The organism is Wolbachia endosymbiont (group B) of Aricia artaxerxes (assembly GCF_964026975.1).
Taxonomy (GTDB): domain Bacteria; phylum Pseudomonadota; class Alphaproteobacteria; order Rickettsiales; family Anaplasmataceae; genus Wolbachia.
The window spans coordinates 95,972-110,054 of record NZ_OZ034718.1 but is presented as its reverse complement, the minus strand read 5'-3'; the positions used below and the strand labels follow the sequence as shown (position 1 = coordinate 110,054).

The window sequence follows — 14,083 nt, the reverse complement described above, 5'->3', positions numbered from 1 at the left end:
TTTATGAAATATGATTTTAAAAACGTTGAAAAATTCTACCAAAATAAGTGGGATTTTTCTGTAAGCAAAGATAGTAAAAAGAAGAAATGTTACGTGTTGGAAATGTTTCCATATCCATCTGGTAAGATTCATATGGGGCACCTGCGTAACTATGCAATAGGAGATGTTATAGCACGTTACAAGAGAGCTCGTGGATTTGAGGTTTTGCACCCAATTGGCTGGGATGCGTTTGGATTACCAGCTGAAAATGCAGCAAGGGACAATAACATTAACCCTGCAGCATGGACACAAGATAATATAGATAATATGCGCACGCAGCTAAAATCTATAGGTCTTTCATACAATTGGGATCGTGAGCTCTCCACATGTGAGCCTGATTATTACAAACACGAACAGAAATTTTTTCTGGATTTTTTAAAGCATGGTCTTGCCTATCGAAAAGAGTCGTGGGTTAATTGGGATCCAGTGGACCAAACAGTGCTTGCAAATGAGCAAGTGGTTGATGGAAAAGGATGGCGATCAGGTACAGTTATTGAAAAACGTAAGTTATTCCAATGGTTTTTAAAGATTACTGATTTTGCTGAAGATTTGCTTCATTGTCTGCAAAGTTTAAAAAATTGGCCAGAAAAAGTCAAAACTATGCAAGAACGATGGATAGGAAAATCTGAAGGTGTAACTATAGATTTTGAAATAGTTGGCCTGAATAAGAAATTAAAGGTTTTTACAACTTCTCCTTATACTTTATTTGGAGCTTCTTTTCTTGCAGTAGCAGCAGAGCACCCTATTGTACAAGACCTTAAGGACGAAGACATACAAGGCTTTATCGACAGTGTGAAGGCAAAGGGGGAGAATGATGAAAAAATTGGAATTTACACTGGACTGAACGTCAGGCACCCATTTCTTGACAAGGAATTACCAATTTATATAGCGAATTTTGTGTTGACGGAGTATGGAGAAGGTGCGATTTTTGGTTGCCCTGCACATGATCAGCGTGATTTTGAATTTGCACAGAAGTATGGTTTACCGATTATTCCTGTAGTTTGTGAAGAGAGCACACAGACCACAAAGGTCTTAAAAGAACCGTACGTCGGTGATGGAGTGGTATTCAATTCTGAATTCTTAAACAGACTAACGGTTAGCGAGGCAAAAAAAGTAATCCTAAAAAAACTTGAGGAAAAAGGAATAGGTAAGAAAACAATAAACTATCGTCTACACGATTGGGGAATTTCAAGGCAACGTTATTGGGGATGTCCTATACCTGTTATATATTGTAAAGATTGTGGAATTGTTCCAGTTCCAGAAAAAGACCTCCCTGTTGTTCTACCAACGGATGTAGAATTTACAAGTGGTGGTAATCCCCTGGACAAGCACCCAACCTGGAAATTTGTTGATTGTCCAAAGTGCGGAAAGCAAGCAGAACGTGAAACTGATACATTTGACACTTTTTTTGAATCTTCTTGGTATTTTGCTGCATTTTGCAGTGAAAATAAATCGATTAATAAAGATACTTGTAATCGTTTTATGCCTGTTGATTATTACATAGGTGGAATAGAACATGCAATTTTACATTTGCTTTACTCAAGGTTTTTCTGCCGTGCTTTAACTAAATGTGGCTATTTTGACGTTAAAGAGCCTTTCTCTACTTTAATCACTCAAGGAATGGTCTGCCATATAACTTATAAAGATGAGAATGGCAAATGGCTCTTTCCCGAAGAAGCAAAAGAGTTGATTGCGAAGGGTGCTAAGATCCAAGTTGGAAAAGTCGAAAAGATGAGTAAGTCAAAGAAGAATACAGTTGACCCAAACTTTATCATAGAAAAATACGGTGCTGATACTGCTCGTTTGTTTGTATTATCCGATACCCCCCCAGAAAAAGATATGGAATGGTCTGATGATGGCGTGGAAGGTTGTTTTCGCTACATAAATAAATTGTGGCGTATGGTAGTGCAACTTAGGCCCGTAAACATACACTATGATAATGAAAACATTGTAGGTAAACTCCTAGAGTACAGAAAAAAAATCCATAAACTATTGCAAGGGCTTACAGATGACTTGAAAAACTGCAGATTAAACTGTGTGGTAGCAAAGTTTCGTGAAATGACAAATTTAATAGCTGAAATAGACGTAAAAACTGGAAAATCTCTTATTGATGAAGGTATATGCATACTAATCAGAGTAATTGAGCCATTCATGCCACACCTGGCTGAAAATTTATGGCAAAAAATAGGAGGCGAAGGCATGCTATATATGCAACCTTGGCCAAAAGCTGATGAATCACTACTAATTGATAATATGGTAACTGTGGCAGTACAGATTAATGGAAAGTTGCGTGCGACTATCAAAGTAGAAACTGATTTACCTCAAGAAGAATTGAAGAAAATAGCAACAGGTTCTGTATCCAATAGAATCGATCAAAGCAAAATTCGCACTATATATGCTGTACCAAATAAGGTAGTAAACATAGTTATATAAAAATTTTGAGTAGCATGTCCCTAATTTCGTAGGTATACTTTTTTTGATATGAGGTTATATCTTTTTTAATATAAAGGATATATACTTGTGCATTATATATTTTTTGTATGGGTAGTTATATGAAAATAAAAGGATTGTGTGTTTTAGCTGTTTTGCTCACTTCATCTCTAGCAGGTGCAGGAGATCCTATAGGTGAGTTGAAAGATAAATATTATGCAGGTTTAAACTTTGGTGCTGGTTGGGGTGGTGGCTTTAAAATGAAACCTGGCGTTGTTCTTGGTTACCATCATGACGAAAACTCTGAATTTGAACTTGAGGTTCTCAGTAATGTTAAGTCATTAAAGAGCATAGGAGCTAGTTTATTGGTAAATTACCGCTTCTATCCTGACCTTAATATTGATCCCGTTAGGCTATATGCCAGTGTAGGTTTAGGTGGGTATCTCCAAGTAGTACCTTTCGGCTTTGGTATTAGTAATACAGCTGATGACAATGGAGATGGAGATGGAGATGGAGATGGAGCTGGAGATGAAGCTGGAGATGGAGAGCAAGCACCAAAAAAAGTTCCACAATTTGCTGATGAACCTAACAAAGATGATGGAGCTGATAAAGCTGCTGATTCATCTTTAGTAGATAAAATACTGAGTTCTATTTCCTATAAAGTAAAGTTAGGTGTTGATTATGAAATTACTCCGCAGATAATTGGTACAGCTGGTATGACCATGGGTGGGCAACTAAGTAGTTTTAAACCACCATTACAAATACCGGACGCGATGCTAGAAGTAGGCATACGTTATAATTTTTAATGCTCTAAATTGCATATTTTCTGTAGTGGATAAGGTGATCCTGCAAACTGATTTGCTGTTTGGACAAAATTAGATGTTATTATCTAGAGACGGATATCTATTCTTCTCATGCCCTCAACTAATGAAATCAGAAGGATCAACTTCCCGGTGTAAGCAAACAGCAACTACAGTGTTTATCATAAGAAATGCTATTGTCATCGGGCCAACTCCACCAGGCACTGGAGTAATAGCTTTGACTTTTTCTTTTACTCCCTCAAAGTCAACATCACCCACAAGCTTACTTTGATTTCCTATGTTAATGCTATTTATGCCAACATCAATCACTATTGCACCTTTTTTTATCCAATCTGGTTGAACAAAATTTGGCTTTCCAACTGCTGCAACTACTATATCCGCCTTAGAGCAATAATCAGCTAAATCCCTACTTTGTGAATGCAAGATGGTAACAGTGCAATTTTCTTGCAACAATAGGTGAAACATTGGCTTACCCACAATATTTGATCTGCCAATGATTACCGCATTTTTACCGGACAGATTATTTTCAACTGACTTAATTAAATGCAAAGAACCTTTGGGAGTACAAGGTATCAGACAATTTTTTTCACCTTTAACTAACCTGCCAACATTCTCATCATGAAAGCCATCTACATCTTTTTCAACACTTACTGTATTAATTATTCTGCTTGCACTGATGTGCTTTGGTAAAGGTAACTGAACTAAAATTCCATGCACAGATGAATCTTCATTTAATGTATTAACTTTTTCAATCAATTCATCTTCTGAGATACTATCAGGCAAAACAATAGTTTCAGAACTTATGCCTATTGATTCTGCTTTTCTTTGTTTATTACGAACGTAGACCTGACTTGCTGGATTGCTACCCACGAGAATTACTTTAAGACAAGGAAAAACATTATACTCTTTCTTTAAAATATCAATTTTTTTTGATAGCTCCTCACAGAGATCATTTGCTGTTTTTTTACCGTTAATAATAATTGACATTTCCTTGCCACTCCTCGAAGTCAGGTAATGCGATATCAAATAAATTCAATACTTTACCAACAGAATGATTTACAATATCATCCAAAGATTTTGGTTTAATATAAAAAGCAGGCATCGGCGGAGCAATAATTGCTCCCATCTCCGTTAGTTTTAAGATATTTCGTAGATGTCCAAGATGTAGTGGAGATTCTCGCACCATAAGAACTAATTTTCTTCTTTCTTTTAGAGTTACATCTGCAGCCCTTGTTAATAGATTGGAAGTCACCCCCGATGCTATTTCAGACATTGTTTTCATAGAACATGGAGCAATAACCATACCTGAGGTTTTAAATGAGCCGCTTGCTATTTTTTCTCCTATTTTTTCTTCAGAATAGTAAAAATCTGCAAGCGACATAATATCTTCAAGTTTTTCTTTAATCTCATGAGCTATAGTTATTTTTCCAGCACTGCTGATCACTAAATGAGTTTCATGATTGGTATTTTTTAGTGCCTCTAGAATCCGTACACCGTAAATAGAACCAGATGCTCCACTTATTCCAATTACAATCCTACTATTCACCTTCGTAATTCATTCCCAATGCACGTTTGTAGGTATCAAGTAATATTTCCTGTTCCTCCCTGTCATCATCATCCATCTTTCTTAGCCTAATAATCTGTTTCATCACTTTTATATCCCAACCTTCATCTGCAGCTTTTGCATATACATCACGAATGTGATCTTGCACATCCCTCTTTTCTTGTTCAAGTTTTTCTATTCTCTCTATATAGTTCTTCAAATCTTCAGCCGTTATTTTTAATGTATCTTCCATAGAACCCAACTAATTAATTGCTACTACAGTATTATCAGTTTTTACTTGTACTTCAATCATAGTAATAATATTTTTATCTTTTTTTAAAATCTTAAAGTAAAAACCGTACATGGAAAACTCTTCATTTTCTTCAGGAATGCGCTCTATCTCGTTTACAATCATACCTGCTAGAGTTGTAGCTTCTTCATCAGGAAGATCCCAATGTAACTGTCTATTAATATCCCTAATAGTAGATTTTCCTTCTATGTGATACATATTATCGGATATCTTTTTTATAAAATTCTCTGTGATCAAATCATGTTCATCTGAAATTTCTCCAACTATTTCTTCCAGTATATCCTCAAGAGTTACGATTCCCTGTAGTGCTCCATACTCATCAATAACAAATGCAAGGTGTTTCCTGTTTTTACGGAAGTTGTGAAGTTGTACACTGAGTGGCGTACTTTCTGGTATAAACCAAGGCTTTGACATAACTTTGGCAATCTCTATTTTATTATCCTTTTCACGCAAGGCATTTATTAGATTTTTCACGTGAACCACTCCAACAATATTATCTGGTTCTTTTTGCCATAAAGGTACTCTGCTATGGCTACTGGTTAAAATCTCTCTTATTAAATCCTCTTTGTTTCGATCTATATCAAGAGAAAATAAGCTTCTCCTGTGAGTCATAATCTGTGATATTTCTGTCTCAGCCAAATCAAGTATACTACTTAGCATATCTAAATCCTGTTGTAACATAGTTCCTTCACTGCGATGAAGAGTAATCATGTTACGCATTGCATCTGCTGCAGATATTACCTCCCTATTCTTATGAAGCCCACATAACTTCAGAATGAGATTGACAATAAACTGAATGCCTAATGTCAATGGAGAAAGAATCTTGACAAAAAACAGCATAAAATAAGAAGAAAGCAATGTAAATTTTTCAGGATTTTGCATGGCGTAAGTTTTTGGTAAAACTTCACAAAATAGCAAAATACAAAACGTCATCATGAATGTTGAAAGAAAGATGCCTTCACTTTCAAAGAAATGTATAAATATTGCTGTAAATAAAGCGGAACAAGTAATGTTAATAATTGTATTGCACAGTAATATTGTTCCTATTGTTAATTCTTTTGTATTCAACAAGCGGTCTATTATCTTAGCTCTTTTATTGCCATCTAGCTTTAGTTTATTAACTCGGGAGCGGCTAATTGAGGTTAACCCTATTTCTGCTCCTGAAAACAAAAACGATAAGATCAACAAGAAGAAAATTGCTGACAATACTGAAATCAATAACCAACCCATTAAAGTATGATGTTATTGCGATATAGAAACAGAGTTGATTTTATATGTTGTAAGAAGCATTTGCAAGTCTATATATCTTTAATATAAAAAAATAAATCATGAAATATATCACACACTGCATTCACATGCATACTCTCAACAACAAGTGGAGGAGTTATTCTTATTACCTTATTATTTAAAATATTAGTCATTATTAAGCCTTTGTCAAGAGATTGTTTAACAATTTTATCAGCCAAAGGTACTCTAAGCTCTATCCCTATCAATAAACCCTCCCCACGAACTTCTGAAATGATCTTCGGAAATTCTTCAGTCAAAGGCAACAACTTTTCTTTTAGATATTTACTGACCTTCTTAACATGGTCAAAAAAGCCTTCCTTTAGCATTACATCGAGTACTGCATTACCAACAGTCATGGCAAGTGGATTACCTCCATAAGTTGACCCATGAGTTCCTGGAGTGATTGCTTCTGCTATATAATCTTTTACTAAACATGCAGCCAGAGGAAATCCATTACCCATAGCCTTCGCACAAGTGAGCATATCAGGTTCAACTCCTATATTTTGATAGTAAAATAGAGAGCCAATCCGTCCATATCCGCATTGCACTTCATCAAAGCATAAAATTATTCCTTGAGCTTTTGTTATCTCTCTTACTTTTTTAAGATACTCTACGTCCAATGGATGTACTCCGCCTTCACTTTGTATGGGCTCTAAAAATATGGCAGCTGTTTCGCTATTGATTTTCTTTTCTAATGCTTCAATGTTATTTCTTGGAACTTTATCAAAACCAGAAAGGAGTGGAGCAAAACCTTCGCGTGATTTTTCATTTCCCCCAGCTGAAATTGCAGCAATACTGCGGCCATGAAAACCTCCTTCAATTGTAATGATGTGACTGCGCTTTTCTTGTCCATTTAAGTAGAAATAGCGGCGAATAAATTTAATTGCAGCTTCTGTTGCTTCAAGTCCACTTGAGCAGAAAAAAACTTTATCGGCAAAGGTAAGTTCTGTTAAACGCTGAGCAAGCCTTTCCTGCTGAGGAATAGTAAAAATATTAGAGCAGTGCCATAATGAATCCAGTTGCTCCTTCAGTTTATCTGTAATGTATGGATGACAATGCCCTAGAGAGGTTGTAGAAATTCCTGCAGCAAAGTCTAAATATTTTTTACCATCCTTATCGAAGAGATATACTCCTTCTCCTCTAACTATAGAAGCTTCAGATCTATTATAAGCGTTAACAACATGATCCATTTTAAATATTATCTATACTGTGCATGAAAAAGCTTTCCCTTAATATTGCTTAAACTAAAAATTGGGCTAGTATTATACAGTTCAACATAAAATTCAGAAATTTAATATGTAAAAAGGTAAAACTACACCAATTCACATTCAGCAAAAAAGAAAGCTATTTCTCTATGAGCATTCTCTAGACTATCAGAACCATGCACTCTATTTTCACTAATATCATTAGCAAAATCACCCCTAATTGTACCTTTATCTGCCTGTTTTGGATCTGTAGCACCCATGATTTGTCTGTATTTACTGACTGCATTTTCACCGATTAAAACTTGAACTATCACAGACCCAGAAGTCATAAATTCCACCAACTCTCCAAAAAAAGGCCTATCCTTATGAATTTCATAAAACAGCTCTGCTTGTTTTTTTGTCAGCAGCATCTTTCTCTGTGCTATAATTTTTAGTCCAGATTTTTCAATGTAAGAATTTATACTGCCTGTAATATTATTTTTTACTGCATCAGGTTTTAATATCGAAAGTGTTCTCTCAATTGCCATATCATTCCCTTATATTAAGATCGTATATTTACTTTATTGTGAATTTTTGTTCCATCAAAGAGATTTTTTATTTATAGTCAAGAATAAAACATCAAGGGGTAGTTTATGGTTTACTGTCGTAAGAAACTAGTGAATAATCTTAAATCATCAATTTTCTGCGGAACAAAAGGTTTTTTAACCTTTAATTTGGCATTTTTAAGTTATTTAGAGTATAGCTTACACAATAATACAAAATTAAAAGAAGGTGCCGCTTTTGGGATGAAAAGGAACGTTGTTCCATTTGGTGAAATGATTGCCATACCGCTGTTTTTTTGCTTTGTATTACCAGCTATGGTAGGCAACATAAGCCTTATCGAGTGCGCACTTATATGTGCTGCACTGATGGTTGCAACATGTTTTGTTGTAAGAACCTTTCACTTGCGTGAAAAGTTATTGAAAAAAATGACTAATAATGAAAATTATACCGAGGAACAAATAGAGCAGGAATTTAAGAAAGACATTATAAAATTTCCTATCTTTGATAAAAACAGACAGCATATTGAGTATAATTCTCCTAATCCAGGACAACTAATGAATGAAAGTCCTCCCTCTCTCTTTGTTAGGGTTTTACTTTTTCCCCTTACGATTTTTCTGAAGGCTCTACAAAGCTGCATAATGATATCTTTGGCTGCTGTTGAACTTTTTGAAGCAGTGCCAAGTTTTTGTGTTGATGTGGTTTTTGATAGAAACTTTGTATCTACACAGAGTAACGTGAAGAGATCTGGCCATCTATTGTATGCTAGTGTGAGAAATTTAGTGCCTGTAACTAAACTTGATGAGTGTGTAGCTGATTTTATAGGCAAACCTGAAGAAAGGTGCTGTCAGTGAAGAAGGCAGTAATCTTATTTAACCTAGGCGGACCTGATTCACTAAGTGCGGTCCGTCCTTTCTTATTTAATCTTTTTTACGATAAAAGAATAATAAATCTACCAAATCCTTTTCGCTTCCTTTTAGCAAAGTTTATCTCCAAAAGGCGAGAAAGTACTGCACAAGAAATATACGAGCACATTGGAGGTAAATCGCCAATCTTGGAGAATACGAAAGCACAAGCTGATGCTTTAGAACTAAAATTAAATGAAAATGGAAACCATGTATATAAGATATTCATCTGCATGCGTTATTGGCATCCATTTGCTGATGAAGTTGTTAAAAGCGTAAAGCAATTCGACCCTGACGAAATCATTCTGTTACCACTATATCCGCAATATTCAACCACCACAACTCTATCATCCATCGAGAATTGGCAAAAAAATGCCAAACTGGAATGTAACACAAAAACAATTCACCATTATTATGACAATGAAGACTTTATTGAAGCTCATGTTAATCTGACGTCTAAATATTATAAATTAGCTAGCAAAATCGGTAAGCCAAGAGTCCTATTCTCGGCTCATAGCTTACCTCTTAGTATCATTAAAAAAGGCGACCCTTACGCTTCACAGATAGAAAAAACAGTAAAATTAATAGTAAAAAAATTGAATATTGAAGATCTTGATTGGGGAATATGTTATCAGAGTAAGGTTGGCCCTGTAAAATGGTTGGAGCCTAGCACTGAAAGTGAGCTATCACGCGCAAAAGACGATAATATACCTGTAGTTTTATCACCTATATCTTTTGTTTCTGAGCATTCTGAAACACTGGTTGAACTTGATATAGAGTATAAAGCAATTATCAAAGACGGATATTACTTTCGCGTACCAACTCTCAGTACTGATCTCTTATTTATCAAGTGCTTGGCCGATTTATGTTTAGATCACTCTCAAAGTACTGATTTATAGCACTTTTCTTTTTAGATTTTTATAGTATAATATTAAAAAGTTATTATTTTATTATCTACTTATGCCAAAAGGTAAGCCAAATACATTTATAGAAAATATACATGATGCTCACAATCATGATATTAGAAAGATGTATTGTATTGCAGTAGGTTTAACAGGCATATTGTGTAAAATTTCATTGCAATTCTGTTGCGAGTTTATTGATAACAACAGATCCAATATTTGCACTGTATTAGATATTTCTAAGTTCATAAAACTACCAACATCAATAATATTTGCTCTTCATTTTGGTCTCAATTTAGCTGGATATAAATCTAAAAAACTTCAGAATGGTAAAGGGGGAAATGAACCTGAAAAACCAATACAGGTTGTGGGTAGCTTAGCCTTCTTGGCAAACTGTGTCATAGGAATATTGATGCAGACAAAAATCATTCATTTCTTAGCTAGAAACAACAAGGATGTAATAAGTTATATTAGCTTAACATCAGCAGTTCTATTTCTATTTTCAGAATGTATAAACTGTTATTATACATGGAAGAAGTATCTAGATAATAAGGATTCTGAAAAGTCTGCTAAATATGGCAAAGAAGTTATTTTTAGCACATTCACTTTGTCATTGGGCTTGTTAAGCTTCATATTAAAAAGAATGGAACTTCCAACCATACCAATAGACTTGGGTGGTGGCATAATCTATAATTTCAACTTAACTGTTACGGTTAGTTTGATACTAAGTATATCATATCTAGTATCAAACATCGATAAGTTTGTCAATCAACCTAATAATGGTACTGATCCTTCTACTGGACTTGATGACGCTCACCATATTCAGCATAATGGCAGCATTGTAGAAATTAATTATTAGAGATGAAAAGACTTAATTTCTACTGCCAATGCTAGCACTGCTAATTTGCTAACAATATTCCAAAGTGGCAAAGTTTTATTTTCTTGGCTGATGTCATAAAATTCACAGTCAGTGGAATTCAAGCTAGAATATACATCTTTCCTGCTATTACATCGGTATAAGTAACATGTTGGAGTATCTCCTATATAGTATATTAGCGGTTCTGCAGAACTACTTTTAAATATGTCAATAGTTGGTACACCTTCTTGTATAATAACACTATTGATTGCTATTCCTTCTTTTATCTTTTTCATTTTATGACGCTTTTTTTTATTGAGATTTAATATTTCCTTTCCACTTGTTGCTGTTATAATGCCCATTCCATATGTGCCATTGCTTGCTTTGATAAAAACGTAAGGTTGTGTTTTTATTTCATATTCCTCATATTTTTTTTGCACTAGAGATAATATTTGGTCAACTTTAGTCGCTACTGCTCCTAGTGATGAATCATCATTAAAGTCAACTCCATTACAGCTTTCTGTAAGCACAGAAATAAGCCATGGGTCCATTTTAAATTCGCCACAAAATTCGGACACTAATTTTTGATAGATTTCAAAATATTGAAATTTCTGCCTACTGTGCCAGCCATATAATGGACTTGGCACTATCTCTTGTTTTACGTTTTCTAGCGTGTCTGGAATGTGGCTCGTCATATCACGGTTCAGTATAATAATATCAGGCACAAATCCTGAAGTTGTCTTCAGCAAAGAGTTTTCTTTCACAACAGTTTCATACTGTTCTATTAAATTGTACGTTTCATTATGAAAGAGGCCAATTCTAGTTTCAAAACCTGCGAGTTGCAGTACCTTTTCTATAGCAAATACATTTTCTATATACATTTTATTTCGTGTGTAATTCTCCGGTATTATAAGGGCCTTTTTATATTGTTTTGTTTCGAAGTAGCTTTTTATCAATTTTGCTGCTATCGCTTTTGATACTTCACTTAGGTTATTAAACCCTGCAGGAAATAAATTGGCGTCTACTGGAGCAATTTTGTAGCCTGAATTCCTAAGATCTATGGAGCTATAAAATGGTAATGTAAAACCATTAAATTTTGTTTTGAACCAATTATTTATATCTTTTTCCAGATTTGGATGAATTATGTTTTGCATCTACACTTTAAATGTTATAAGAAAAGTACTATATTATAAGTTATAATCTTAATATAATATAACGAATTAAAATAACAAAAAAATGATTCATCATGACAGCAGTAAAATGTATGGTACTACTATACTGTCAATTAGAAGAGACAAAAATGTAGTAGTAATAGGTGATGGGCAAGTCTCGCTAGGCCATACCGTTATAAAATCTGGAGCAAAAAAAGTTAGGCGTCTTTCTGGTGATTCCGTAATTGCCGGTTTTGCTGGAGCAACAGCTGATGCATTTACTCTCTTCGAAAGGCTAGAATCTAAACTTGATAAGCACCCAGGACAGTTAATGAGGGCATGTGTTGAACTTGCAAAAGACTGGAGAATGGATAAATATCTAAGAAAATTAGAAGCTATGATGATCGTGGCAGACAAGTCCATTTCATTGGTCATTACAGGAACGGGTGATGTTCTTGAACCTGAAGATGGCATTGCAGCCATTGGCTCTGGAGGAAATTTTGCTTTATCTGCAGCAAAAGCTTTGATTGACGTTGAAGGAATATCAATAGAGGAGATTGCAAAAAAGGCTATGAAGATAGCTGCTGATATATGTGTTTATACAAACCATAATCTAATTATCGAAAAAATAGAGGAGTAATATGTCAAGAACTTTGTGTGCCAATTTTTCTAGTCAATCTGTAGTGGGTCAATTTGATAATAATGATGACTATAATGAGAAAAATAGCCTCTATGAAAATGAAGGTACAGGAAGTAGCAGCATTCAAAGCTCACAAGCTTTATTAGATGATCTACCACCACAGAAGATAGTTAAAGAATTAGACAGATTTATAATCGGGCAGAATGATGCAAAGCGCGCTGTTGCTATTGCACTCAGAAATCGTTGGCGTCGAAATAAAGTCCCACTTCCACTACGTGAAGAGATTATACCTAAGAATATACTCATGATAGGCCATACGGGAGTTGGTAAAACTGAAATAGCTCGCCGTTTAGCAAAGCTTGCTGGTGCACCTTTTATAAAAGTTGAAGCAACGAAATTTACTGAAATAGGATATGTTGGACGTGATGTTGACTCGATAATACGTGATTTAGTTGACGCAGCAATAGTTTTAGTTAAGGAAAAAGCACGTAAAGCCTTAACTAAAAAAGCTTTAGGTTTGGCTGAAAAGATAATAGTCAACTCCATGGTTGGTGAAGATGCAACCGAGGAAAGCAAAAAAGTTTTCAGAGAAAGACTGAGAAATAAGGAATTTGAAGATGGAGAAGTTTCTATTAACGTCAGGGAGAGCAAGGGTATGTTACCCACTTTTGATATACCTGGCATGCCAGGTGGGCAAATTGGTGTGATGAACGTAACAGAAATCGTGGGCAAGATGTTTAATGGGAGCAAAAAAACAAAAACTATTACAGTTAAAGTGAAAGAAGCACGTGAAATATTGATTAATGAAGAAAGCGAAAGGTTAATGGATGAAGACAAGATAATCAAAGAAGCGATTGATCTTGTTAGCAATGAAGGCATAGTGTTTTTAGATGAAATAGATAAAATTGCAGCACGTACAGAAATAAAAGGTGAAGTCAACAGAGAAGGAGTGCAGCGCGATCTGTTACCATTACTTGAGGGAACAACTGTTTCAACTAAGTATGGCCCCGTAAAAACAGACTATATATTATTTATTGCATCTGGTGCTTTTCATTTATCTAAGCCATCTGATCTTTTACCAGAATTACAGGGTAGATTGCCAATTAGAGTGGAACTTAAGGCGCTTACTCAAGAGGATCTAATAAAAATATTAAAGGAACCAGAATCTAGTTTGTTAAAACAGTATATAGCGTTAATGAAAACGGAAAATGTAACACTTGAGTTTACTGATGATGGTATAGAGACTATAGCTGAAATAGCATTTACAGTTAATAGAGAAGTGGAAAATATAGGTGCAAGAAGACTTCATACTGTCATGGAGAAGCTTTTGGATGAAATAAGTTTTATCGCTTCTGAAAAAAATAGTGAAAAATTTGTTATAGATAGCAAATATGTAAGAGATAAACTAGAGTCAATTTCAAAGCAGCTTGATTTATCTAAATTTATACTTTAGA

14 protein-coding genes are annotated in these 14,083 nt (G+C 34.8%); 7 read left to right on the top strand and 7 right to left on the bottom strand.

Annotated elements, in window-relative coordinates; translation table 11 throughout:
- Positions 1 to 3: 3 nt before the first annotated feature.
- Both leuS and AAGE00_RS00470 read left to right on the top strand, forming a co-directional pair.
- Positions 4 to 2,472, top strand: a complete 2,469-nt coding sequence (gene leuS, locus AAGE00_RS00475) for a leucine--tRNA ligase (RefSeq protein WP_213863806.1) — start codon at positions 4 to 6, stop codon at positions 2,470 to 2,472.
- Positions 2,473 to 2,591: 119 nt separating this feature from the next.
- On the top strand, positions 2,592 to 3,275 hold the full coding sequence (locus AAGE00_RS00470; protein WP_341815375.1) for a hypothetical protein: 684 nt from the start codon (positions 2,592 to 2,594) through the stop codon (positions 3,273 to 3,275).
- Positions 3,276 to 3,389: 114 nt separating this feature from the next.
- On the opposite strand, the gene folD is transcribed toward AAGE00_RS00470, so the two are convergent.
- From folD to ndk, 6 genes are all read right to left on the bottom strand, one after another.
- Positions 3,390 to 4,277 (bottom strand): bifunctional methylenetetrahydrofolate dehydrogenase/methenyltetrahydrofolate cyclohydrolase FolD, encoded by an 888-nt coding sequence (folD, locus tag AAGE00_RS00465; protein ID WP_213863808.1) that lies wholly within the window; start codon positions 4,275 to 4,277, stop codon positions 3,390 to 3,392.
- Positions 4,261 to 4,836, bottom strand: a complete 576-nt coding sequence (locus AAGE00_RS00460; RefSeq protein ID WP_007302161.1) for a UbiX family flavin prenyltransferase — start codon at positions 4,834 to 4,836, stop codon at positions 4,261 to 4,263. Before AAGE00_RS00460 ends, folD begins: the two co-directional genes overlap by 17 nt.
- Positions 4,829 to 5,086: a DUF2312 domain-containing protein gene (locus AAGE00_RS00455; RefSeq protein ID WP_007302162.1), complete on the bottom strand. Its 258-nt coding sequence runs from the start codon at positions 5,084 to 5,086 to the stop codon at positions 4,829 to 4,831. Before AAGE00_RS00455 ends, AAGE00_RS00460 begins: the two co-directional genes overlap by 8 nt.
- Before the next feature lie 9 nt (positions 5,087 to 5,095).
- Positions 5,096 to 6,373, bottom strand: coding sequence for an HlyC/CorC family transporter (locus AAGE00_RS00450; protein ID WP_341815271.1), 1,278 nt, complete (start codon positions 6,371 to 6,373; stop codon positions 5,096 to 5,098).
- Positions 6,374 to 6,441: 68 nt separating this feature from the next.
- On the bottom strand, positions 6,442 to 7,620 hold the full coding sequence (locus AAGE00_RS00445; protein ID WP_007302164.1) for an aspartate aminotransferase family protein: 1,179 nt from the start codon (positions 7,618 to 7,620) through the stop codon (positions 6,442 to 6,444).
- A gap of 122 nt (positions 7,621 to 7,742) precedes the next feature.
- A complete protein-coding gene (gene ndk / locus AAGE00_RS00440; protein ID WP_007302165.1) occupies positions 7,743 to 8,162 on the bottom strand; it encodes a nucleoside-diphosphate kinase in 420 nt (139 codons plus the stop codon).
- Between the two features lie 105 nt (positions 8,163 to 8,267).
- Between ndk and AAGE00_RS00435 the strand changes: the two genes are divergently transcribed.
- The 3 genes from AAGE00_RS00435 (at position 8,268) to AAGE00_RS00425 (ending at position 10,841) form a co-directional block, all read left to right on the top strand.
- Entirely contained in the window at positions 8,268 to 9,029 is a 762-nt protein-coding gene (locus AAGE00_RS00435; protein ID WP_019236748.1) for a hypothetical protein, read from the top strand.
- Positions 9,026 to 9,979, top strand: coding sequence for a ferrochelatase (gene hemH / locus AAGE00_RS00430; protein ID WP_007302167.1), 954 nt, complete (start codon positions 9,026 to 9,028; stop codon positions 9,977 to 9,979). Before AAGE00_RS00435 ends, hemH begins: the two co-directional genes overlap by 4 nt.
- A gap of 61 nt (positions 9,980 to 10,040) precedes the next feature.
- The gene (locus tag AAGE00_RS00425; protein WP_341815270.1) at positions 10,041 to 10,841 is read left to right on the top strand and encodes a hypothetical protein; all 801 of its coding nucleotides are present in this window, start codon (positions 10,041 to 10,043) and stop codon (positions 10,839 to 10,841) included.
- Here the strand turns inward: AAGE00_RS00425 and gshA are convergent.
- Positions 10,838 to 11,992 (bottom strand): glutamate--cysteine ligase, encoded by a 1,155-nt coding sequence (gshA, locus tag AAGE00_RS00420; protein WP_010406439.1) that lies wholly within the window; start codon positions 11,990 to 11,992, stop codon positions 10,838 to 10,840. The genes AAGE00_RS00425 and gshA overlap by 4 nt on opposite strands.
- Positions 11,993 to 12,074: 82 nt before the next feature.
- On the opposite strand from gshA, the gene hslV reads away from it, so the two are divergent.
- Complete coding sequence (gene hslV, locus AAGE00_RS00415; protein WP_010406442.1) at positions 12,075 to 12,629, top strand: ATP-dependent protease subunit HslV; 555 nt, start codon at positions 12,075 to 12,077, stop codon at positions 12,627 to 12,629.
- 1 nt (position 12,630) lies between these two features.
- Entirely contained in the window at positions 12,631 to 14,082 is a 1,452-nt protein-coding gene (hslU, locus tag AAGE00_RS00410; RefSeq protein WP_010406444.1) for an ATP-dependent protease ATPase subunit HslU, read from the top strand.
- Position 14,083: the final 1 nt, after the last annotated feature.

Bases quoted from the DNA above. Each gene is read 5' to 3' on its own strand.
- AAGE00_RS00470 (WP_341815375.1), top strand. From the start codon at position 2,592: ATGAAAATAAAAGGATTGTGTGTTTTAGCTGTTTTGCTCACTTCATCT.
- AAGE00_RS00435 (WP_019236748.1), top strand. From the start codon at position 8,268: ATGGTTTACTGTCGTAAGAAACTAGTGAATAATCTTAAATCATCAATT.
- hslV (WP_010406442.1), top strand. From the start codon at position 12,075: ATGATTCATCATGACAGCAGTAAAATGTATGGTACTACTATACTGTCA.
- AAGE00_RS00455 (WP_007302162.1), bottom strand. From the start codon at position 5,086: ATGGAAGATACATTAAAAATAACGGCTGAAGATTTGAAGAACTATATA.
- AAGE00_RS00425 (WP_341815270.1), top strand. From the start codon at position 10,041: ATGCCAAAAGGTAAGCCAAATACATTTATAGAAAATATACATGATGCT.
- ndk (WP_007302165.1), bottom strand. From the start codon at position 8,162: ATGGCAATTGAGAGAACACTTTCGATATTAAAACCTGATGCAGTAAAA.
- leuS (WP_213863806.1), top strand. From the start codon at position 4: ATGAAATATGATTTTAAAAACGTTGAAAAATTCTACCAAAATAAGTGG.
- gshA (WP_010406439.1), bottom strand. From the start codon at position 11,992: ATGCAAAACATAATTCATCCAAATCTGGAAAAAGATATAAATAATTGG.
- hslU (WP_010406444.1), top strand. From the start codon at position 12,631: ATGTCAAGAACTTTGTGTGCCAATTTTTCTAGTCAATCTGTAGTGGGT.
- AAGE00_RS00445 (WP_007302164.1), bottom strand. From the start codon at position 7,620: ATGGATCATGTTGTTAACGCTTATAATAGATCTGAAGCTTCTATAGTT.
- AAGE00_RS00450 (WP_341815271.1), bottom strand. From the start codon at position 6,373: ATGGGTTGGTTATTGATTTCAGTATTGTCAGCAATTTTCTTCTTGTTG.
- folD (WP_213863808.1), bottom strand. From the start codon at position 4,277: ATGTCAATTATTATTAACGGTAAAAAAACAGCAAATGATCTCTGTGAG.